This is a genomic window from Pseudomonas sp. MD330_10 (genome assembly GCF_042610415.1).
GTDB classification, from domain to species: Bacteria; Pseudomonadota; Gammaproteobacteria; order Pseudomonadales; family Pseudomonadaceae; genus Aquipseudomonas; species Aquipseudomonas rhodesiae.
Map to the genome: position 1 here is coordinate 52,423 of NZ_JBHGZU010000023.1, position 19,651 is coordinate 72,073.

Here is a 19,651-nt window from a genome sequence, read left to right on the forward strand (position 1 = left end):
CATTTTGGCCGCCACTGTGGGAGGGGGCTTGCCCCCGATAGGGCCCTAACACTCACAGCTTGATCAACTTCTCCTGCACCGCCAGCTGATCTTCCTCCACCAGCAATTGCTGCTTGCTGCCGACCCTCACCGCTGCCGGCAGCCCGTCGCGATACACGATGCGATTGCCACTCACCGCCGGCACTTTATTGCCCGGCAATAACGTCCCCACCAGGTTCAACGGGTCCGCACCGCACACGGCCACCAGGCGCCCATCATGGGGCCGACGCCGCACTTCGCGCAGTAATGGGATGGCTTCCGGCAAGGCAAATTGTTCACCTGCCAGACCGCTGACAAACCGTCCGCCGCGAATCTCCCCTCGGGCCTCCAGGCGGTGGAAGGTGCGCAGCAGTTCGCGCCAGCTTGGCAGCCAATCGGCCTCGCGTTCCAGCAAACGCCAGAACACCACGCCGTAGCGACGCAGCAGGGTCATTGCCACATGCTCCAGGGTTTCGGCCGAGTGCGGGCCGGCGGCGCTCGGAGGGCGACGGATCAGCGCCCAGCGCCCCGCATCGTCCATGCCGCCGATAAACGCCCCGCGTCCGCGTCGGCTGCTGCGCGCCTGGCGCTTGCTGGCGGGGGTGGTCAGTGCGCGCAGGCCGGCAAAACTGTCGGCATTCACCAAACCGGCACCGACCAGTTCCAGCAGCGCGGTTTCCAGCTCGCTGCGCAAGAGATGGGCTTCGTGCACCAGCTCGTCGAAAAACAGCGCGCCGTATTCACGCAACGCTCCGTGGACTTTCTGCGCCTTGGGCGACAGCGTGCTGCTGTCGGCCGCATCGGTCAGGCCGCTCCACATGCCCACCTGGCTGCGCGGCAGTACCACCACCGGCGTGCTGCGTTGGGCGCTGGCGCTGTGTTTGTCGGTCAGGCGCATCCAGACCCATTTGCCGCTGCGGCATAGCTCATCGAGCCAAGTCGGCGAGTAATCCTTGAGTCGAACGCTGAGTAGATCGCTGTCCCACGCTGACGCGGCGGCGGCATAGCCTTCGAATTGCCCGACGATCTGCGCCAGCATGGCGCTGCCTTGGCCACGGGTTTCATCGGACAAGTGCTGCCAATCGAACAGAAACCGCATGAAGTCTTGCAGCGCCACCGGTTCGATTTCCCGGCGCAGACGCTTGACGGTGTAGCGATGGATGCACGCCAGCAGGTGCCGTTCGCACCATTGTTCGCCGTCGGCCCCGGGGCTGAAGTAGCCGCGCAGCACGTAGCCTTCCTGTTCCAGCCGAGCCAGGGCCTGAGCGATGTCGGTGGCCGGCAAGGCCAGGGGCGCGGCGATCTCGGCCAGGGTCTGCGGGCCGAACCCACTGAGCCGTGCGCGCAGTATTTCCGCGAGGGCGTCCTCATGAATCCAAGGCTCATCGAAACCGGGCAACAGCGCCAGGTGGTGGGGAATGATCGCCTGCCAGATATTCAGGCGCTCCACCGCCACCCACAGACCGTTGGGCAAACAATGGGCGCGCCCGGTTTTGGCCAGTGCTTGCAGCCAGGTGGCCCAGGCTGGTGTGATTTCGCTGGGGGCGATGCCGCCCAGGCTCATCAGCGCTTCGTGCATCTCATCCATGCCTTGAGGCGCCGGCCAGGCTTCTTCGCGTACGCCAGCGATGGCTTCTGCATCCAGAGCACCCAGGTCGTCGGTGCTCTGCGGATCGCTCCAGCGGCGGTTCAGCACGGCTTGGGTACGTCGCTCCTCCAGCGGCGCGTCATCCAGAAAGGTGTAGGGGCGTGCGCTGAGAATTTCAGCGGCCATGGGCGAAGGCGCCGGCAGATCGCGGCTGATCAAGCGCACTTGGCCGCTTTCCATACGCCGCAACAGGGCAAGCCAACCGGCGCTGTCCATGGCGTCGTGCAGGCAATCATCGAGGGTTTGTTCCACCAGCGGGTGTTCCGGCACTTCACGCTCGCCGGCGAGGTTTTCCAGGCAGGCGATCTGGTCGGGGAACACGCTGGCGATCAGGTCTTCGCTTTTCATGCGCTGGATCTGCGGCGCCACCTTGCGCCCGCCGGTGTAGCGCGGTAACGCCAGGGCCACGCCGGCGTTCCAGCGCCAGCGCACGCCGAACAGCGGCGCGTCGAGCACGGCCTGGATCAGCAGGTGTTCGGCAGTCTGGCTGTTGAGGTAACGCCATACTTCGTCTAGCGGGAAACTGTGGCTGGTGGACAGCGACAGCACGATCGCATTTTCACTGGCCGCCGCCTGCAATTCGAAGTTGAACGTGCGGCAAAAGCGTTTGCGCAGGGCCAAGCCCCAGGCGCGGTTGATGCGGCTGCCGAAGGGCGTGTGGATGATCAATTGGGTGCCGCCGGAGGCGTCGAAAAACCGCTCCATGATCAGCGTGTCCTGGGACGGTAGCGCGCTCAGGGCCTGGCGCGCGCGGGCCAGGTAATCGAGGATCTGCTCGGCGCTGGCGCGGTTCAGGCCCAAGGTCTGGGTGAGCCAGGTCGAGGCCGTGCTCAAGTCGCCGGGAGTGGCGCCGAGCAGGCTGTCCAAATGCCCCTGCAAACGCGCCACAGCGGCCGACAACTCATGGCTGCGCCCCGGCGCTTCGCCCAGCCAGAACGGAATGGTCGGCGGTTGGCCGTGGGCGTCTTCCACCCGCACCTTGCCGGCGTCGACCCGCAGAATTCGGTAGGAGGTATTGCCCAGTTGGAAGATATCCCCGGCGATGCTTTCTACCGCGAAATCCTCGTTGACGCTGCCAATGTTCAAGCCCTGGGGTTCGAGCAAGACGCTGTAGTCGGCGTTATCCGGGATCGTGCCGCCGCTGGTCACAGCGGTCAGCCGTGCGCCACGTCGGCCGCGCAGGGTGTGGGTCACGGCATCGCGGTGCAGGTAGGCGCTGCGGATGCCCTGGCGCCCGTTATAGCCGTCGGCGAGCATGTGCAGCAGCGCCTGGTAGTGACGCTCATCCAGCTCGGCATAAGGCGCGGCGCGGTGGATCAGCGCCAGCAAGGCGTGTTCCGACCACTCCTGGGCGCTGACCTCGGCGATGATCTGTTGCGCCAGCACATCCAGCGGTGCAACGGGGATGTGCAGCGTGTCCAGCTCACCTCGGCGCACGCAGTCGAGCAGGGCGGCGCACTCAATCAAATCATCGCGGGTGAGTGCGAACAAACGGCCTTTGGGTGTGCCACCCACGTGGTGGCCGGAGCGCCCGACCCGTTGCAGAAACCCGTTGATGGACCCGGGCGAGCCGATCTGGCACACCAGGTCGACGTCGCCGATATCGATTCCCAGCTCCAGGGAGGCGGTGGCGATCAGCACTTGCAGCTCGCCGGCCTTGAGGCGTTGCTCGGCGTCCAGGCGCATCTCCTTGGCCAGGCTGCCGTGGTGGGCGGCCACTGCGGTTTTGCCCAGGCGCTCGCTCAGATGCCGGGCCAGGCGCTCGGCCAGACGCCGGGTGTTGACGAAGATCAGCGTGGTGCGGTGCTCGCGCGCTAGATCGGCGAGGCGGTTGTAGACCAGCTCCCAGACATCGTTGGCCATCACCGCTGACAGCGGCACCGGCGGCACTTCGATGTCCAGGTCGCGGGGGCGCGCGTGGCCGATGTCGACAATGGCGCAGGGCCGGCCCGTGCCCACCAAAAAGCGCGACACCGCCTCGATGGGCTTTTGCGTGGCCGACAAGCCGATGCGCATCAGCGGTTCGCCGCACAAGCCTTGCAGACGCTCCAGGCTCAAGGCCAGGTGGCTGCCGCGCTTGCCGGCGGCGATGGCGTGGATTTCATCGACGATCACCGTGCGCGTGGTGGCGAGCATCTGCCGGCCGGAGTCCGAGCCCAGCAGCACGTAGAGTGATTCCGGGGTGGTCACCAGGATATGCGGCGGGCGTTTGCGCATCTGCGCGCGGTCTTTTTGCGGCGTGTCGCCGGTGCGCACGGCGGTGCGGATCGCCAGCGGTGGCAAGCCCTGTTGCTGCAAATGGTGGGTGATGCCCGCCAGCGGGGTTTGCAGGTTGATCTGGATGTCGTTGGACAGCGCCTTGAGGGGCGACACATACACCACCAGGGTTTCATCCGGCAGTTCGCCGCCGTTGGCCAGCCCCTGGTGGACCAAGTCATCGAGCACCGCCAGAAACGCCGTCAGGGTCTTGCCCGAACCGGTGGGCGCGGCGATCAACGTCGAGCGGCGCTGGCGGATCAGCGGCCACGCCTGGGCTTGGGCAGCGGTCACCGCGGGGAAGCTGCTGCGGAACCAGGCGCTGACGGCGGGGTGGAAACCGTTCAGGACCGTGTCGGTTGAATCAGATACGTTCATGGAGTGATTGATACTGGCAGTTCCAACAAGTTGCAAACCCGTACTTTATCCGTGACGGTTGCGCTACAAACCCGCAAAATGCAACGATTCTGGCAACTATCCACGGCACGGCCCACAGCCTTGTCGACAACCACCATCGTTCCAAACAGACCGGGCCTGCTCAATCTATGCGAATGCGCCTTATGTTACTGGGCGGCGGGAATGCCCTCGGGCAGGCGCTGATTCGCCTCGGTGCGGAGGAAGATATCGGTTTCCTCGCCCCCAAACCGCCCCAAGACGGCTGGGATGCCGCGAGCCTCACCCAACTGCTCGACGACACCCGTCCCGATGCGTTGATCAACCTCGCCTACTATTTCGACTGGTTCCAGGCCGAAGCGGTCAGCGAAACGCGCCTGGCCGCCCAGGAGTTCGCCATCGAACGCCTGGCCGAACTGTGCCAGCACCATTCGATCACCTTGCTGCAACCGTCCAGTTACCGTGTGTTCGATGGCTCCCGCGCCACCGCCTACAGCGAAAAAGATGAGCCGGTGCCTCTGGGCCTACGTGGCCAGGCGTTGTGGCGTATCGAACAGAGTGTGCGTGCGGCGTGCCCGCAACATGTGTTGCTGCGGTTTGGCTGGTTGCTGGATGACAGCGTCGACGGCACCCTCGGGCGTTTTCTGGAACGGGCCGAACAACCGGAGCCATTGCTGATGGCCGATGACCGGCGCGGCAACCCGACGCCGGTGGACGATGCCGCACGGGTGATCATTTCGGTGCTCAAGCAACTCGATTGCGCCGCGCCGCTGTGGGGCACCTATCACTATGCCGGCCAGGAGGCGACGACGCCGTTGGCGCTGGGCCAGGCGATCCTCACCGAAGCCCGCGGCTATCATCCGCTGGCCATCGAATCACCCACCGCCCAGGCCCACGCCGCCCGGCCGGACGCCAACGAAGAACCGCAGCACGGCGTGCTCGCCTGCAAGAAAATCCTGCACACCTTCGGCATCAAGCCACGGGCATGGCGGGCGGCGTTGCCGGCCTTGCTGGACCGTTTCTACCGCCGCAGCTGAATGTGAGAGGGGGCTTGCCCCCGATAGCGCTGGGCCAGTCAATGAACCTGTTGACTGACACTTTGCTATCGGGGGCAAGCCCCCTTCCACATGGGTTATGCAGTGCTGGTTAGAGCAGGCTTAGAACTTGTAGCCGATACCCACCATGTAGACCATTGGGTCCACGTCCACATTGACCTTGGCGCGAGTGCCGGCGGCCACAGCGTTGTTGTCCACGGTGGCTTTGGTGCTGATGTCGATGTAGCGCGCCTGGGCGTTGATCATCCACTTGTCGTTGATCATGTAGTCCGCACCGATCTGCGCGGCCCAGCCCCAGGAGTTTTCTGCTTTGAAGTTGCTGAAGCCTGCGCTCTCGGCACGGCTGCCGACGTGTTCGTCGTAGATCCAGGTGTAGTTGATACCGGCACCGACGTACGGTTGGAACGCGGATTTTTTATCCAGCGGGTAGTACACGACGCTCAGGGTCGGCGGCAGGTGCTTAAGGGTACCGAGCTTGCCGTTGGCGGCGCCGAGGGCGGTGTTCTTGATCTTCACGTCGTGCTCGAACGGGGTAGCAGCCAGCAGTTCGATACCGACGTGGTCGGTGACCATGTAGGCGAAGTTCAAGCCCAGTTGAGTGTCGCTGCTCATGGTCGCCTTGCCGCCGAGGTTGGCGCCGGCCAGAGGGCCCTGGTCAACCTTGACGCTGCCGCTGTCGGCTTTCGGGTTCACGGTGATTGCACCGGCGCGAACCAGAATGTCACCAGCTTCGTGAGCGTGGGCGGCAGGGGCGACGAGGGCGAGCGCGAAGAGGGACGCGCCGAGCAGAGACTTGTTCATGGGAGCTCCAAAGGACGTTAAAAAAGTTGTAGGTCCAATGGTAAAGATCGTTCCGTTCGGTCTTTTGACTCAGCTCAATGAAAGGGCAATAAGCGCTATTCGGGTAGTTCGTACATATAAATTTTCTCGGCGTCCATCTGGTAACCGGCGTCGGCCAGCTCACTGGTGGACGGCTTGACCTGCATCGCGCCCTCGATCCAGTACGGCTGGTACAGCTCATCGAGCTTCACACCGATTTCGCTTTTGACATGCACGATCTGGTTCGACGGCGGCGGCGGCACATGGATGCACGCGCCAAAGTACGGCACCAGCAGAAACTCTGTGGTGCGGCCTTCCTCGCTGACTTCCAACGGCACGATATAACCCGGCAGACGAATATGCTGGCCGTCTAGGCTCTTGACCACCGGCGCATTGGGCAAGTCCTGCTTGGCCGCTGGCGCCGCTTCCACGGACAAGGCATCGGCCATTTTCGACAGGTCGTGCAGCGGCTTCATATTGGGCACTTCCGGCGGCGCGTCCGGCGGAATCATTTCCTGCCAGGACAGATCCCTGGGCGGCTCATCGGCCCAGGTCGGCACGGCCAGCACGAGCAACAGGGCAAACAGGGCACGGCGCATCGAAACCTTCCTCATAAACGAATGGACAGGCCGTCGGCCAGGGATTGTCGATAGGCGCGCCACGCGGGCACGCTGCCCATCAACAGCGCGGCGGCCAGGATACCGGCGAGCAGGGTCCATTCATATTCGCTCGGCCATGACATCGGCAGGTCCAGGCCGTAATTGGCCTGCAAGTAACCGCGCGAGGCGGCGATGCACACATAGAGCAAACCAACGCCCGCGGTTACTCCTGACAGCGCCAGGGCGAAGGCTTCGAAGATCAGCAGCGTCGCGATGTGCCACGGTCGCGCACCCACCGAGCGCAAAATCGCCATCTCGCGGCGGCGCTCGTTGAGGCTGGTGAGGATCGCCGTGAGCATGCCGATCAGGCCGGTCAGCACCACGAACAGCGAGATTACAAACAGCGCTTTTTCGGCGGTGCCCATCATGCTCCACAGCTCTTGCAACGCCACGCCCGGCAGGATCGCCAGCATCGGCTCGCCGCGAAATTCGTTGATCTCCCGTTGCAGGGCGAAGGTGGAGATCTTGTTGTTCAGGCCCAGCATAAAAGCGGTGATGGCCTGCGGCGTAAGGTCCATGTTGCGCGCCTGGTCCGCGCTGATCCGGCCTTTGCCTTGGGCGGGGACGCCGTTGTGCCAGTCGATGTGGATCGCTTCCATGCCGCCGAGGCTGATATGCAGCGTACGGTCCACCGGCGTGCCAGTGCGCTTAAGAATACCGACCACGGTGAACGGCTTGTCATCGTGCTTCACCAGGCTGACCACCGCTACGCCGTGGGCCAGCACCAGTTTGTCGCCGAGTTTATAGTGCAGCGCATCGGCCACTTCGGCGCCGAGCACCACTTCGAACGGGTCGCTGGCAAAGGCGCGGCCGCTGGCCAGTTCGAGGTTCTGCTTGCGGCCGTACTGGTAGTGCTCGAAGTAAGAGGCGTTGGTGCCCATCACGCGGTAGCCGCGGTGGGAGTCACCGAGGGAAATCGGAATCGCCCATTTCACCTGAGGGCTGGCGGCGAAATGCTCGAAGCTGTCCCAGCGGATGTTGTTGGTGGCGTTGCCAATGCGGAACACCGAGTACAGCAGCAGGTTCACCGAGCCCGAGCGCGCGCCGACGATCAGGTCGGTGCCGCTGATGGTGCTGGCGAAACTATTGCGGGCCTCGACGCGCACCCGCTCCACGGCCAACAACAGGCACACCGACAAAGCGATGGCGAAGGCGGTGAGGATCGCGGTGAAGCGGCGGTTCGCCAGGCTGGCCATGGCTAGACGGAACAGATACATCTCAAACCTCTGCGGGCGTGGCGGCGCGATTGAGTTCGGCCAGCGACAAATGACGGTCGAACAGCGGCGCCAGGCTCTGGTCATGGCTGACGAACAACAGGCTGGCACCGGCGTCGCGGCACTCGGCGAACAGCAGTTGGATAAAGGCTTCGCGGGCGTCGTAGTCCAGGGCCGAGGTGGGTTCGTCGGCGATCACCAGTTCCGGTTGACCGATCAGCGCACGGGCGGCGGCCACCCGTTGTTGCTGGCCGATGGACAGCGAGTCGGCGCGGCGCTCCAGCAGATCCTTGTCTTTCAACCCCAAGTGCGCGAGCAGAGTAGCGGCTGCCTGGTCGACGCTGCCGTGACGCTGGACCGCGCGTTGCGCGCGCAGCTTGGAAAAGTGGCAAGGCAGCTCGACGTTCTCGCGCACCGACAGGAACGGCAACAGGTTGAACTGCTGGAAGATATAGCCAGTGTGATCAACACGGAAGCGATCCCGGGCACCCGCCGACAGCGCGGTGAGTTCCTGGCCGAGCAGGCGGATGCTGCCTCGGCCGGGCTTCTGCACGCCACCCAGTAAGCCCAGCAACGTGGTTTTACCGCTGCCGCTGGGGCCTTTGAGAAACAGGGTTTCCCCGCGCTCCAGACGAAAGGCGGGGATATCCAGCAACTGAGGATGACCGGGCCAGCTAAAGCCCAGGTCGGACAGTTCGATCAATGGGTGGGTCATGGGCACTCAGAACTTCAAAGTGGCTGCGGTGGCCGTCGCATCAACGCCTTGCTGGCCGCTCGGGCCGATCAGTTGTACCTGAATTTTCTGGGTGGCGGGAAAGGTCTTGAACACTTGGGTCAGGTCCAGATTGCTCAGGGCGCTCGGTGTGGCGCAGGTGAATTGATAGTGAGCGTGGATTTCGCTGTGGTCGTGATGATGCTCATGGGCGGCTGCGCCTTTGCCGTCGGTGGCGTCATCATCGTCGTCGTGATCGGCTTCGGGCTTGTCACCGAACAACGGGCTGTTGAGTTCCTGGGAGCTGACTTTGCAACCGGCGGCCGTGGGCAGGTTGAAGAGGGCAACAGGGTTTTCCAGTTGCTTGCGCGCGGCGGCGACTTTGGCTTTATCGGCGGCGCTGCTGGCCATGTGCTCGAACCCCACCAGGTTCATCGCCGGGCTGTCCAGCTCAAGCTCCAAGGCTTGGCCGTCGAGCACCGCGTTGAGACGAGCGACGCCGTGTTCGTGGGCGCCGAGGCTACCGTGTTCGTGGTCATGGTCCTCATGAGCCTGAGCAACGGCCAGTGGCAGCAGGGCAAACGGCAGGGCAAGCAACAGACGGCGCATGGAAAAGCTCCCGGAGATGAAAGTTTTGTTATGTGATCTTATAACAATAGTGGCAAGAGTTTGACCGCCCGCTTGGCGTTGTGCAAGCCACATGGGAGCATGCCGGTCGGAAAAACTGCGGGAGTAGGGACGATGTTGCGAATTCGTGGAACCATCGGCGACCTGCCGGTGGACTTGACGGTAGAGATGGACGACGGCGATTGGGCCCGCCTGGGCGCGCAATTTCAGACCGCGCCAGTGGCGCCAGCCAGCGCTGCACCGGCAGCCGCGGCGAAGCCCAACGATGACCTATGGCAGGGCGCCCAGGACCTATTGCGCAATGCGGGCCAACTCAGCGGCCTGGAACTGCTCGATCAGTTGGAAGGGCTGGCCGGCGACGCGGCGGCGGGCAAGCGTCTGCTGGTGCGCCTGCGCCACAGCGCCAAGGTCAAAGTGGCCAGCGGCGGGGATACGCCGCTGTACCGTTGGGTCGGCGATTAGTACAGCGCGGCAAACAGCTTGCGGCGGTACGCCGTCACCAGCGGGTGATCGTTGCCCAGCAGTTCGAACACTTGCAGCAAGGTCTTGTGCGGCAAGCCTTCGTTGTAGCTGCGGTTGCGGATGAACAATTTGAGTAGACCTTCCAGCGCCGCCTCGTATTGCTGGCGGGCCAATTGCTGGATCGTCAGTTGATACGCCGCTTCATCATCCTGCGGGTTCTGGGCCAGACGGCTTTTCAGCTCGGCGGCGTCCGGCAGGTCGGCGGCCTGGCGCAGAAAGGTGATTTGCGCCTTGGCGCCGGCGAGGGCGGCTTTGTGATCGTCGCTTTTCACCGCATCCAGCACGGTCTGGGCTTCGCCTAACTCACCGCGTTCGGCCAGGCAGCGCGCGTAGAGGATCAGCGCACCGGCGTTGGTGTTGTCCTCGCCCAGCAGCGCCACCAATACGGCTTCGGCATCGCTGATACGCCCTTCGGCAAACAACGCCTGGGCCTGCTCCAACGGGTCCGCCGCGGCCGGCGGTGGCATCTGCACATGGGGCTCCAGCATCGCACGCACCGCCGATTCCGGCTGCGCCCCGGCAAACCCGTCCACCGGTTGACCGTCCTTGAACAGCACAACGGTCGGCAGGCTGCGGATACCAAAGCGCGCGACGATATCCTGCTCGGCATCGCAATCGACCTTGGCCAACAACAACTCGCCCTGATAACTCTCGGCAATCTGCGCCAGCATCGGCATCAACGCCTTGCACGGCGCGCACCACTCGGCCCAGAAATCCACGAGTACAGGTTTGTGGAATGAGTTTTCGATTACCGCCTGGTCGAAGGTGGCAGTGGTGGCGTCGAAGATATACGGGGTGGGCTCACTCATGGGGCGTCTCGAAGAAAGCGGGAATGGGGGCAACTATAAGGGCTGGCGAAAGCTACCGGAAGCAGCAGGGTGCTCAGTTTTCAAGCGCATGCCAAAAAGGGTCCTGATACCAATTGAGAGGGAAGCCCATCGCTTTAAGGCTAACGTCGGGAAATTCGCAAATCAGTTGATGCAAGCGTTGATCCCAGTGGCTGTCGGGGCTCACTCGATGTGTCAGATGATTCAAAATGCATAGCGCTGCAAAAATGCGGGTGTGCGGCCCGGGCTGAAAGAGATGTTTGGGCCATAAAAAGTTGGCTTTCTTTGGCAGTTCGGGACGAATGCCTAATTCTCGGTTCCACAGCCGTGAATGATGGGCGCATATGTTTCGAATGGTGGTCAGGGTGTGCAGCCAAGACTGCATCAGGGGAGCCGCAATTCCCAGACGCCTGGCAATCGCCTTTTTGTCCGCGTCTTTCGCCAAGCCTTTATATAAATGGGATAAATCGCCCAGTGTCAGTTCCTCCAACATCGCCCAGCCAGGCATAAGAGGTGGGTGGGCGTAGGTGGCGGGGTAGTGGCGGGCGTAGCTTTCTTTAGCTCTTTGGCGTTTAAGTAGGCCTTTTCTCCTGTCGTCCGCACGGGATCTATCGATGCGCTCGCATTCGCGCTGAAAATCACGCATGGCTGTGGATTGTTTGAAGGACAGCGTCGTAAGCAGCCGCTGATGATCGAACATCTGATGGAACATTCGTGGGTCTATATACCAATGACTGCCATGGGCGGGCCCCATATGGTTGCTGATGACTGCACGAGATGCGATTTCGACTCTCTCGATGGCATCCATGGTCAGTAAGCGAAGCCGTCGATCAAAGTCGTAGAGACGCGTTAACTGACGAAACTGGCTGCCATCACGAAAGCGATGATCGATATCCTCCGGTTGCTGAAACGGTCGCATATAGGGGCTGAGCCTAAAGAAGCTGACCGATTGCAAAAAAGACTCTGCGTGAACCTCATCCTGAACATTCAACCCGCGGTGCTTGAGCAGCTCAAGCTGGGCGCGAACGTCAATGGCGGGTTTGCTGAATGTCCTCATGCTCAAAAAATACCGGGCAAAAAAAACCCGCACAATTTGTGCTTGGTTGCTAAGGCAACCAGAGGCATGGCGGGTGTATTGCTGCAAAGGTTAGGTAGCCGCCCGATTTTTTGCAAGGGCGTTGAGCGCTCAGCAATGATTGAAACTGTTTGGAAAAGCATGCAGATCGATGGTCCAGGCCGCTTGCGAAGGAGGGCATTTTCCATGCACCCGCTTTTGCTGTCTTAACCAATCTATTGCTGAAAATCTGTAACGTGCGGGTTTAACGCTTCGAATGGTACAGGCTCACCTTGCGAAACTCCCAAGGCTCGGCCAGGTCCGGCAGGGTCAGGGCATCCAGTATGTCCAGGCGTCGATAGGCGGGGTGTTGGAAGTCCCGCACGCGCGAATCGGCCACCAACGCTTCGCGTCCACGGCTGAGGAAGTGATCCAGCAGTGGCAGGTTGGCGCGGTCGTAGAGCACGTCGGCCACCAGGATCAGGTCGAAGCGGTCGGCTTCGGCGAAAAAATCGGCGGAATAAGCCAGTTCGACGCCGTTGAGTTCGGCATTCGCCCGACAAGACGCGAGTGCCAGCGGGTCAAGGTCGCAGGCCACCACTTCCAGGGCGCCAGCTTTGACGGCGGCGATGCCAGCCACCCCGGAGCCAGCGCCGAAGTCCAGCACGCGCTTGCCCGCAACCCAATCAGGGTGCGCCGCCAGATAGCGGGCCAACGCCAGGCCGCTGGCCCAGCAAAAACTCCAGTAGGGCGGTTCATGCAGGATGCGCCGGGTTTCTTCCTGGCTGAAGGCGCGGTCCATGTTGTCCGCGTCCAGCAGCCATAACCACAGGTCGGTGCCCGGCAGCGCGCAGGGCACCAGGTGCGCGTCGCCGATCAGCGCACTCAGGGCGCGCTGCAGGTGCAGCGGTGGCGTCATGGTGCTTTGACGAGTTGCAGGGGGCCGGTGGTCTGGGTGATCGCCTGGGTAATGCGCACGGCGGGCAGGTGCAGGATCAACTGGCCGGATTGGCTGGCGCGACCGCGCAACTCGACCCGCGCACCGGCCGGGAACGCTTCAGGGTTGAATCGCAGGCGGAAGGCCAGGGGTTTGCCGTTGCCGGTCAGCACACTGCTGGCCAGTAATTGTTGCGGGCGCGAGCGGTCGTCGATCACCAGCAATGCCATCTCGACCTCGGCGCCGGCGGGCACGTTGGTCAGGCTGCCGTTGATTTCACGCTGGTAGGCCGGCAGGGGGCCGAGGTCTTCGACCCCTGGGACTTTTTTCTCCTGCGCGGGCGTCGGTTGGGGCGCGCTCGGCTTGGGGGCTTCGCTGCTGCAGGCGACCAGAACACTGAACAACGCGAGTAAAACAACAGGTCGTAACTGCATGTACGGCTCCAGAAGGGACAAAATCCGTGGCTTAAAAGAGAAGAAACATAATTGTCAGCCTATATACCGTAAAGGCTATGGCTTGTCTTGCCACGGGGATGCGCTACCATGGCCCTCCCATTTTTTGTTGCCTGCCACCATGCACTGTCCCTTCTGCGGTGCCAACGACACCAAGGTCATCGACTCGCGACTGGTCGCCGAGGGCGATCAAGTACGTCGCCGGCGCGAATGCCTGGCCTCTGGCTGCGGTGAACGTTTCACCACCTTCGAAACCGCCGAACTGGTGTTGCCACGGCTGATCAAGTCCGACGGCAGCCGCCAACCCTTCGACGAAGAAAAACTGCGCGCCGGTATGCAGCGTGCCCTGGAAAAACGCCCGGTGAGCGTCGAGCGGCTGGAAGCGGCCCTGGCGCATATCAAGCACAAGTTGCGTGCCACCGGCGAGCGCGAGGTTAAGAGCCTGGTCGTGGGCGAGCTGGTGATGAGCGAGCTGCAAAAGCTCGACGAAGTCGCCTATATCCGTTTCGCCTCGGTGTACCGACGCTTCCAGGACCTCAACGAGTTCCGCGAAGAGATTGATCGCCTGGCCCGCGAGCCGGCCAAACAATGAACCCGCCTTCCGCCGAACAGGCCGTGCTCGACGCCCACTACATGGCCCGTGCCCTGGAGCTTGCGCGCAAGGGCGTGTACACCACCCATCCCAACCCACGGGTCGGCTGCGTGATCGTGCGCGATGGGCAGATTGTCGGCGAAGGCTGGCATGAGCGCACCGGCGAGCCCCACGCAGAGCCCAATGCCCTGCGCGCCGCCGGCGATAAAGCGCGCGGCGCCACGGTATACGTGACCCTCGAACCTTGCAGCCACCATGGCCGCACGCCGCCGTGCGCCGACGCGCTGGTGAGTGCTGGCGTGGCAAGGGTGGTGGCCGGGATGCAGGACCCCAATCCGGAAGTCGCCGGGCGCGGCATGCAGCGTCTGGCCCAGGCCGGGATCGAAGTGCGCAGCGGCGTGCTGGAAAGCCAGGCGCGAGCGCTGAACCCCGGCTTTCTCAAACGTATGGAACACGGTCTGCCTTTTGTGCGGGTCAAGTTGGCGATGAGCCTGGACGGTCGCACCGCGATGGCCAGCGGCGAAAGCCAGTGGATCACCGGCCCCGCCGCCCGTGCCGCAGTGCAGCGCCTGCGTGCCGAGGCCAGTGTGGTCTTGACCGGTGCCGACACGGTGCTGGCCGACGGCGCGCGGCTGACCGTGCGTGCCGCCGAACTGGGCCTCGATGAAGCCACAACCGCCTTGGCCATGTCGCGCCCGCCGTTGCGCGTGTTGATCGACGGCCGCCTGCGGGTGCCGCTCAATGCGCCGTTCTTCAAGGCCGGCCCGGCACTGGTCATCACCTGCGTGACCCCGGAAAACCAGTTTCCCCGTGGCCCTGAATGCCTGGTAGTACCGGGCGTCGACGGCCAGGTCGACCTGCGTTCGGCGCTGGTGGCGCTGGCTGCGAGGGGCGTCAACGAAGTGCTGGTGGAGGCAGGGCCAAGTCTGGCCGGCGCGTTTGCGCAGCAGGGCCTGGTGGACGAGTACGTGATATTCGTCGCCGGCAAGTTCCTCGGCTCCGCCGCCCGCCCTTTGCTGGACTGGCCGCTTGAGAAACTGGCCGACGCTCCCCAACTCAAGATCACTGACATGCGCGCTGTAGGCGACGACTGGCGAGTCACCGCCATCCCTGTGCCATCAGCCAGCGTATAATTTTCGGCCTGCGCACCGCGCGGCCCCGTTTTCCAGGAGAAGGCCATGTTCACCGGCATTATCGAATCCATCGGCAGCATTCGCGCCATGACCCCCAAGGGCGGCGACGTTCGCCTGCTGGTTGAAACCGGCAAGCTCGACCTGGGCGACGTCAAACTGGGCGACAGCATCGCCGTCAACGGCGTGTGCCTGACAGTCATCGAACTGCCGGGCAATGGCTTTGCCGCCGACGTCAGCCGCGAAACCCTGGACTGCACGGCGATGAACGATCTCAAGGCCGGCAGCCCGGTCAACCTGGAAAAAGCCCTGACTCCGACCACCCGCCTGGGCGGTCACCTGGTCAGCGGCCACGTCGACGGCGTTGGCGAAGTGGTGTCGCGCAGCGAAAACGCGCGGGCGGTGGAATTCCGCATCCGTGCGCCAAAAGACTTGGCCAAGTACATCGCCCACAAAGGCTCGATCACCGTCGACGGCACCAGCCTGACCGTGAACGCCGTCAACGGCGCCGAATTCGAATTGACCATCATCCCGCACACCCTGAGCGAAACCATCATGGCCTCGTACCAGCCGGGTCGCCGGGTGAATCTGGAAGTGGACTTGCTTGCCCGTTACCTGGAGCGCCTGTTGCTGGGCGATAAGGCCGCAGAGCCGACTGCCGGGAACATCACCGAAAGTTTTCTGGCCGCTAATGGCTACCTGAAATCCTGACCAAGGGGGTGCCACGTGGCGCTCAATAGCATCGAAGAACTGGTTGAAGACATCCGCCAAGGCAAGATGGTCATCCTGATGGATGACGAAGACCGCGAGAACGAAGGCGACATCATCATGGCCGCCGAAGCCTGCAAGGCCGAGCACATCAACTTTATGGCCAAGCACGCCCGCGGCCTGATCTGTATGCCCATGAGCCGCGAGCGCTGCGAACTGCTCAAGCTGCCGTTGATGGCGCCGCGTAACGGCTCGGGTTTCGGCACCAAGTTCACCGTATCGATTGAAGCCACCACCGGCGTCACCACCGGCATCTCCGCCGCCGACCGCGCGCGCACCGTGCAGGCCGCCGCCGCCAAGGACGCCAAGGCTGAAGACATCGTCAGCCCCGGCCATATCTTCCCGTTGATGGCCCAGCCCGGCGGTACCCTGGCCCGTGCCGGCCACACCGAAGCCGCCTGCGACCTGGCGCGCATGGCCGGTTTCGAACCCAGCGGCGTGATCTGCGAAGTGATGAACGATGACGGCACCATGGCCCGTCGCGCCGAACTCGAAGCGTTTGCCGCCGAACACGGCATCAAGATCGGCACCATCGCCGACCTGATTCACTATCGGATGATCCACGAACGTACCGTTCAGCGGATTGCCGAGCAGCCACTGGACAGCGAACTGGGCCAATTCAACCTGGTGACCTACCGTGATTCGGTGGAAGGCGACGTGCACATGGCCCTGACACTGGGCAATATTTGCGCCGATGAACCGACGCTGGTCCGCGTGCATAACATGGACCCGCTGCGCGACCTGCTGATGGTCAAGCAACCCGGCCGCTGGAGCCTGCGCGCCGCCATGGCCGCGGTTTCCGAGGCTGGCAGCGGCGTGGTGCTGTTGTTGGGCAACCCGGTGGATGGCGACGTTTTGCTCGCGCATATCCGTGAAACCGCCGAGCAGACCCAGGTGAAAACCCCGACCACCTACAGCATTGTCGGTGCCGGTTCGCAGATCCTGCGTGACCTCGGTGTGCGCAAAATGCGCCTGATGAGCGCACCGATGAAATTTAATGCGATATCCGGTTTCGATCTGGAAGTTGTAGAATACGTGCCCTCCGAATAAAGGCCGGCGATTTCTGCCCCTTGTTCGCGGTTAAATCATCACTGAGGGACGCACTTTTCGCGTCCCGGCTCTTTAAGAGATTTGTCGAATGACCCTGAAGACCATCGAAGGTACCTTCATCGCCCCCAAAGGCCGCTATGCCCTGGTGGTTGGCCGCTTCAACAGCTTCGTGGTTGAAAGCCTGGTAAGCGGTGCCGTGGACGCCCTGGTTCGCCACGGTGTGAGCGAGAGCGACATCACGATCATCCGCGCCCCTGGCGCCTTCGAAATTCCGCTGGTTGCGCAAAAAGTGGCCCAACAGGCCGAATACGCTGCAATCATCGCCCTGGGCGCGGTCATTCGGGGCGGCACGCCGCACTTTGAATACGTGGCCGGCGAATGCACCAAGGGCCTGGCCCAGGTGTCCATGGAGTTCGGCGTGCCGGTTGCGTTCGGCGTGCTGACCGTGGATTCCATCGAACAAGCCATCGAGCGTTCCGGCACCAAGGCCGGTAACAAAGGTGCCGAAGCTGCCCTGTCCGCCCTGGAAATGGTCAGCCTGCTGTCGCAGTTGGAGGCCAAGTGATTTCCGACGAGAGCGATCAGTTCAACCCTCAGGACCCACGCCCTGCGGATGCCGGCAAGCCGTCCAAGAGCGAGAAGCGTCGCAAGGCGCGTCAACTTGCGACCCAGGCGCTGTATCAGCGTCATCTGGCAGGTGCTTCGCTGAACGAAATCGAAGCGCAGTTTCGCGTCGATAACGACTTTACCTTCGCCGATCAAAGCTATTTCCACGACATCCTGCACGGCGTTCACGCCAGCTTGACCGAGATCGACACGGCCCTGGCACCTTGCCTGGACCTGACCATCGAGGAACTGGACCCGGTAGAACTGTGCGTAATGCGCCTGTCCACCTGGGAACTGCTCAAGCGCGTCGACGTACCGTACCGCGTGGTGATCAACGAAGGCATCGAGCTGGCGAAAGTCTACGGTTCGACCGACGGCCACAAGTTCGTCAACGGCGTGCTCGATAAGCTGGCCCCGCGCCTGCGCGAAGCCGAAGTCAAGGAACACAAGCGCTGATCCGCGCTTGAGTTCTCGATGGGTGAGTTTGAGCTGATCCGCACATACTTCGCCGCCGCGCCTTGTGCGCGGGGCGGCGAAGGCATTGCCCTGGGGATCGGCGACGACTGCGCCTTGCTGGCGCTGCCCCCTGGGGAGCAACTGGCAATCTCCACCGATACTCTGGTGGCCGGCGTGCATTTTGCCGACCCCTGCGATCCGTTCCTGCTCGGCCAGCGCTCGTTGGCCGTGGCGGTGAGCGATCTGGCCGCCATGGGCGCCCACCCCCTCGCATTTACCCTTGCACTCACTACGCCGAGCGTCGACGCCGATTGGCTGCAACGCTATGCCCAGGGTTTGAACGCCATGGCGCAACGCTGCGGCGTGGGCTTGGTGGGGGGCGATACCACGCGCGGGCCGCTGAGCCTGACCATGACCGTGTTCGGCCGTGTCCCGGCGGGGCAGGCCCTGACCCGTAGCGGCGCGCAGCCAGGTGATTGGCTATGCGTGGGCGGCGAACTGGGCAACGCCGCCGGCGCCTTGCCGCTGGTGCTAGGCCAGCGCAGCGCCGAGGCGGCCGTCGCCGAGCCGTTATTGGCCCATTACTGGTCGCCGCAACCGCAACTGGCACTGGGATTGGCGCTGCGCGGCAAGGCCACAGCGGCGATGGATATTTCCGATGGGCTATTGGCCGATTGTGGGCATATCGCCAAAGCCTCGGCTGTCAGCCTGGTCATTGAGCGGCAGGCGCTGCCATTGTCCAAAGCTCTTTTGGCATTCGTTGGTGACGAGCAGGCGCGGGTGGCCGCCCTGAGCGGTGGCGACGACTATGTGCTGGCCTTTACCCTGCCGCCCGCGCAGCTGGCGCCGTTGCTGGGCGACGGCTGGCCGATTCATGTGATCGGCCGGGTCGAGGCAGGCCAGGGCGTGACACTGCTTGACGCCAATGGCCAGGACATCACACCCGCCGTGCGCGGCTACCAACATTTTCGCGATGCACCCTGAAGCGGCGGCCTGGGCTACCCTCAATAGCGTAATCCCTGATGCAAGGCTCTGTAGGAGGTCGCCCCCATGGGTGTACGCCGCTGGTTGCTGACACTGCTGTGCTCCGCCGCGACGCTGTTGCAGGCGCAGGAGACTCCCGTGTCACCTGCCAAGGTTACGCTGGCCAGTGAGGCGTGGGACGGCTACACCAATGCCGACGGCAGCGGCCTGGCCTGGGACGTGATGCGCAAGGTATTCGAGCCGGCGGGATTCACTGTTCAAACCCGCACCGAGCCCTACACCCGAGCGGTTGGCTTGGCCCAGCGCGGCGAGGTGGACGGCTGGGTCGGTTCGTACCGTGACGAAGTCGAGGATGTGCTGTATCCCCGCTGGCACTACGATTCCGATCCCATTTACGCCCTCGGCCTGGCCACGTCCAAGGCGCCGAGCCTGGCCACGCTGGGGGAGTATCGCCTGGCCTGGGTGCATGGCTACAAATACGAGGCCTACTTGCCGAATGTACGACGTTTTAACCAGATACGTCGGCGCGACGGTATTTTGCCGATGCTGCAACACGGACGAGCCGACTTCTACATCGATGCCTTTACCGAGGCACAGGAAGTCCTCAATCAGGCGCAAGACCCGTCGATCTTTCAGTTGACCCATCTGACCCAACTACCGCTTTACGTGGGTTTTGCCGATACCGAGCAGGGGCGGGGCCTGCGGAACGTGTTTGATCGGCGTATGGATGTGCTGGTGAAAAGCGGCGAACTCAAACCGATTTTCCAGCATTGGAAACAGCCCTATCCATTCTGACCTGCATAGAACCGAGTTGAAGGCCAATCGAACCGATTGATCTTTATCAGCGATCATTCAGCTTAAGCGTCTGTCAG

Annotated in this window: 21 protein-coding genes; 11 read left to right on the forward strand and 10 right to left on the reverse strand. The window is 63.0% G+C overall.

From position 1 onward, the window contains the following. Positions 1-52 precede the first annotated feature (52 nt). Positions 53-4,300, reverse strand: coding sequence for a DEAD/DEAH box helicase (locus tag ACFZPT_RS24455; RefSeq protein ID WP_034115248.1), 4,248 nt, complete (start codon positions 4,298-4,300; stop codon positions 53-55). Between the two features lie 167 nt (positions 4,301-4,467). Here ACFZPT_RS24455 and ACFZPT_RS24460 point away from each other — a divergent pair, with 167 nt between their 5' ends. Further along, positions 4,468-5,352, forward strand: coding sequence for a sugar nucleotide-binding protein (locus ACFZPT_RS24460; RefSeq protein WP_034100979.1), 885 nt, complete (start codon positions 4,468-4,470; stop codon positions 5,350-5,352). Between the two features lie 120 nt (positions 5,353-5,472). On the opposite strand, the gene ACFZPT_RS24465 is transcribed toward ACFZPT_RS24460, so the two are convergent. The 5 genes from ACFZPT_RS24465 to ACFZPT_RS24485 form a co-directional block, all read right to left on the reverse strand. Next, positions 5,473-6,171 carry an OmpW family protein gene (locus ACFZPT_RS24465; protein ID WP_034100978.1) on the reverse strand — a complete coding sequence of 233 codons (699 nt, stop codon included), beginning with the start codon at positions 6,169-6,171 and terminating at the stop codon, positions 5,473-5,475. Between the two features lie 95 nt (positions 6,172-6,266). Continuing rightward, on the reverse strand, positions 6,267-6,788 hold the full coding sequence (locus ACFZPT_RS24470; RefSeq protein ID WP_034100977.1) for a DUF3299 domain-containing protein: 522 nt from the start codon (positions 6,786-6,788) through the stop codon (positions 6,267-6,269). Positions 6,789-6,799: 11 nt separating this feature from the next. Then, on the reverse strand, positions 6,800-8,065 hold the full coding sequence (locus ACFZPT_RS24475) for an ABC transporter permease (RefSeq protein WP_034100976.1): 1,266 nt from the start codon (positions 8,063-8,065) through the stop codon (positions 6,800-6,802). 1 nt (position 8,066) lies between these two features. After that, complete coding sequence (locus tag ACFZPT_RS24480) at positions 8,067-8,777, reverse strand: ABC transporter ATP-binding protein (RefSeq protein WP_034100975.1); 711 nt, start codon at positions 8,775-8,777, stop codon at positions 8,067-8,069. Positions 8,778-8,783: 6 nt separating this feature from the next. Continuing rightward, positions 8,784-9,383, reverse strand: coding sequence for a DUF2796 domain-containing protein (locus tag ACFZPT_RS24485; RefSeq protein WP_034115247.1), 600 nt, complete (start codon positions 9,381-9,383; stop codon positions 8,784-8,786). A gap of 132 nt (positions 9,384-9,515) precedes the next feature. On the opposite strand from ACFZPT_RS24485, the gene ACFZPT_RS24490 reads away from it, so the two are divergent. After that, entirely contained in the window at positions 9,516-9,863 is a 348-nt protein-coding gene (locus ACFZPT_RS24490; protein ID WP_034100973.1) for a hypothetical protein, read from the forward strand. On the opposite strand, the gene trxA is transcribed toward ACFZPT_RS24490, so the two are convergent. Both trxA and ACFZPT_RS24500 read right to left on the reverse strand, forming a co-directional pair. After that, positions 9,860-10,732, reverse strand: coding sequence for a thioredoxin (gene trxA, locus ACFZPT_RS24495; RefSeq protein WP_034115246.1), 873 nt, complete (start codon positions 10,730-10,732; stop codon positions 9,860-9,862). The genes ACFZPT_RS24490 and trxA overlap by 4 nt on opposite strands. A gap of 73 nt (positions 10,733-10,805) precedes the next feature. Further along, entirely contained in the window at positions 10,806-11,705 is a 900-nt protein-coding gene (locus tag ACFZPT_RS24500; RefSeq protein ID WP_312830699.1) for an Abi family protein, read from the reverse strand. 12 nt (positions 11,706-11,717) lie between these two features. On the opposite strand from ACFZPT_RS24500, the gene ACFZPT_RS24505 reads away from it, so the two are divergent. Then, positions 11,718-12,035, forward strand: coding sequence for a hypothetical protein (locus tag ACFZPT_RS24505; RefSeq protein ID WP_177329713.1), 318 nt, complete (start codon positions 11,718-11,720; stop codon positions 12,033-12,035). A gap of 34 nt (positions 12,036-12,069) precedes the next feature. On the opposite strand, the gene ACFZPT_RS24510 is transcribed toward ACFZPT_RS24505, so the two are convergent. Then, positions 12,070-12,723, reverse strand: coding sequence for a methyltransferase (locus ACFZPT_RS24510; protein WP_034100971.1), 654 nt, complete (start codon positions 12,721-12,723; stop codon positions 12,070-12,072). Next, positions 12,720-13,175, reverse strand: coding sequence for a YbaY family lipoprotein (locus tag ACFZPT_RS24515; protein WP_034100970.1), 456 nt, complete (start codon positions 13,173-13,175; stop codon positions 12,720-12,722). The genes ACFZPT_RS24510 and ACFZPT_RS24515 overlap by 4 nt, the downstream gene beginning before the upstream one ends. A 139-nt stretch (positions 13,176-13,314) precedes the next feature. On the opposite strand from ACFZPT_RS24515, the gene nrdR reads away from it, so the two are divergent. The 8 genes from nrdR to ACFZPT_RS24555 all read left to right on the forward strand — a co-directional run bounded on the left by nrdR (position 13,315) and on the right by ACFZPT_RS24555 (position 19,574). Then, positions 13,315-13,785: a transcriptional regulator NrdR gene (gene nrdR, locus ACFZPT_RS24520; RefSeq protein ID WP_026067112.1), complete on the forward strand. Its 471-nt coding sequence runs from the start codon at positions 13,315-13,317 to the stop codon at positions 13,783-13,785. After that, positions 13,782-14,918, forward strand: coding sequence for a bifunctional diaminohydroxyphosphoribosylaminopyrimidine deaminase/5-amino-6-(5-phosphoribosylamino)uracil reductase RibD (gene ribD, locus ACFZPT_RS24525; protein ID WP_034115244.1), 1,137 nt, complete (start codon positions 13,782-13,784; stop codon positions 14,916-14,918). Before nrdR ends, ribD begins: the two co-directional genes overlap by 4 nt. 45 nt (positions 14,919-14,963) lie before the next feature. Next, entirely contained in the window at positions 14,964-15,626 is a 663-nt protein-coding gene (locus tag ACFZPT_RS24530) for a riboflavin synthase (RefSeq protein ID WP_034100967.1), read from the forward strand. A gap of 15 nt (positions 15,627-15,641) precedes the next feature. Then, positions 15,642-16,733: a bifunctional 3,4-dihydroxy-2-butanone-4-phosphate synthase/GTP cyclohydrolase II gene (ribBA, locus tag ACFZPT_RS24535; RefSeq protein WP_034100966.1), complete on the forward strand. Its 1,092-nt coding sequence runs from the start codon at positions 15,642-15,644 to the stop codon at positions 16,731-16,733. Positions 16,734-16,821: 88 nt separating this feature from the next. Next, positions 16,822-17,298 carry a 6,7-dimethyl-8-ribityllumazine synthase gene (ribE, locus tag ACFZPT_RS24540; RefSeq protein WP_034100965.1) on the forward strand — a complete coding sequence of 159 codons (477 nt, stop codon included), beginning with the start codon at positions 16,822-16,824 and terminating at the stop codon, positions 17,296-17,298. Next, positions 17,295-17,795 carry a transcription antitermination factor NusB gene (gene nusB, locus ACFZPT_RS24545; RefSeq protein WP_034100964.1) on the forward strand — a complete coding sequence of 167 codons (501 nt, stop codon included), beginning with the start codon at positions 17,295-17,297 and terminating at the stop codon, positions 17,793-17,795. The genes ribE and nusB overlap by 4 nt, the downstream gene beginning before the upstream one ends. Positions 17,796-17,813: 18 nt before the next feature. Next, positions 17,814-18,779 carry a thiamine-phosphate kinase gene (gene thiL, locus ACFZPT_RS24550; RefSeq protein ID WP_379555908.1) on the forward strand — a complete coding sequence of 322 codons (966 nt, stop codon included), beginning with the start codon at positions 17,814-17,816 and terminating at the stop codon, positions 18,777-18,779. Positions 18,780-18,845: 66 nt separating this feature from the next. Continuing rightward, positions 18,846-19,574, forward strand: coding sequence for an ABC transporter substrate-binding protein (locus ACFZPT_RS24555; protein ID WP_034100962.1), 729 nt, complete (start codon positions 18,846-18,848; stop codon positions 19,572-19,574). Positions 19,575-19,651: the final 77 nt, after the last annotated feature.

What these genes read in the sequence shown, in the direction of transcription:
- ACFZPT_RS24555 (WP_034100962.1), top strand. Translation starts at nt 18,846, where the DNA reads ATGGGTGTACGCCGCTGGTTGCTGACACTGCTGTGCTCCGCCGCGACG.
- ACFZPT_RS24485 (WP_034115247.1), bottom strand. Translation starts at nt 9,383, where the DNA reads ATGCGCCGTCTGTTGCTTGCCCTGCCGTTTGCCCTGCTGCCACTGGCC.
- ribD (WP_034115244.1), top strand. Translation starts at nt 13,782, where the DNA reads ATGAACCCGCCTTCCGCCGAACAGGCCGTGCTCGACGCCCACTACATG.
- nrdR (WP_026067112.1), top strand. Translation starts at nt 13,315, where the DNA reads ATGCACTGTCCCTTCTGCGGTGCCAACGACACCAAGGTCATCGACTCG.
- ACFZPT_RS24475 (WP_034100976.1), bottom strand. Translation starts at nt 8,065, where the DNA reads ATGTATCTGTTCCGTCTAGCCATGGCCAGCCTGGCGAACCGCCGCTTC.
- trxA (WP_034115246.1), bottom strand. Translation starts at nt 10,732, where the DNA reads ATGAGTGAGCCCACCCCGTATATCTTCGACGCCACCACTGCCACCTTC.
- ribE (WP_034100965.1), top strand. Translation starts at nt 16,822, where the DNA reads ATGACCCTGAAGACCATCGAAGGTACCTTCATCGCCCCCAAAGGCCGC.
- ACFZPT_RS24490 (WP_034100973.1), top strand. Translation starts at nt 9,516, where the DNA reads ATGTTGCGAATTCGTGGAACCATCGGCGACCTGCCGGTGGACTTGACG.
- ACFZPT_RS24470 (WP_034100977.1), bottom strand. Translation starts at nt 6,788, where the DNA reads ATGCGCCGTGCCCTGTTTGCCCTGTTGCTCGTGCTGGCCGTGCCGACC.
- ACFZPT_RS24515 (WP_034100970.1), bottom strand. Translation starts at nt 13,175, where the DNA reads ATGCAGTTACGACCTGTTGTTTTACTCGCGTTGTTCAGTGTTCTGGTC.
- ACFZPT_RS24530 (WP_034100967.1), top strand. Translation starts at nt 14,964, where the DNA reads ATGTTCACCGGCATTATCGAATCCATCGGCAGCATTCGCGCCATGACC.
- ACFZPT_RS24480 (WP_034100975.1), bottom strand. Translation starts at nt 8,777, where the DNA reads ATGACCCACCCATTGATCGAACTGTCCGACCTGGGCTTTAGCTGGCCC.
- ACFZPT_RS24510 (WP_034100971.1), bottom strand. Translation starts at nt 12,723, where the DNA reads ATGACGCCACCGCTGCACCTGCAGCGCGCCCTGAGTGCGCTGATCGGC.
- ACFZPT_RS24465 (WP_034100978.1), bottom strand. Translation starts at nt 6,171, where the DNA reads ATGAACAAGTCTCTGCTCGGCGCGTCCCTCTTCGCGCTCGCCCTCGTC.
- ACFZPT_RS24455 (WP_034115248.1), bottom strand. Translation starts at nt 4,300, where the DNA reads ATGAACGTATCTGATTCAACCGACACGGTCCTGAACGGTTTCCACCCC.
- thiL (WP_379555908.1), top strand. Translation starts at nt 17,814, where the DNA reads ATGGGTGAGTTTGAGCTGATCCGCACATACTTCGCCGCCGCGCCTTGT.
- ACFZPT_RS24460 (WP_034100979.1), top strand. Translation starts at nt 4,468, where the DNA reads ATGCGAATGCGCCTTATGTTACTGGGCGGCGGGAATGCCCTCGGGCAG.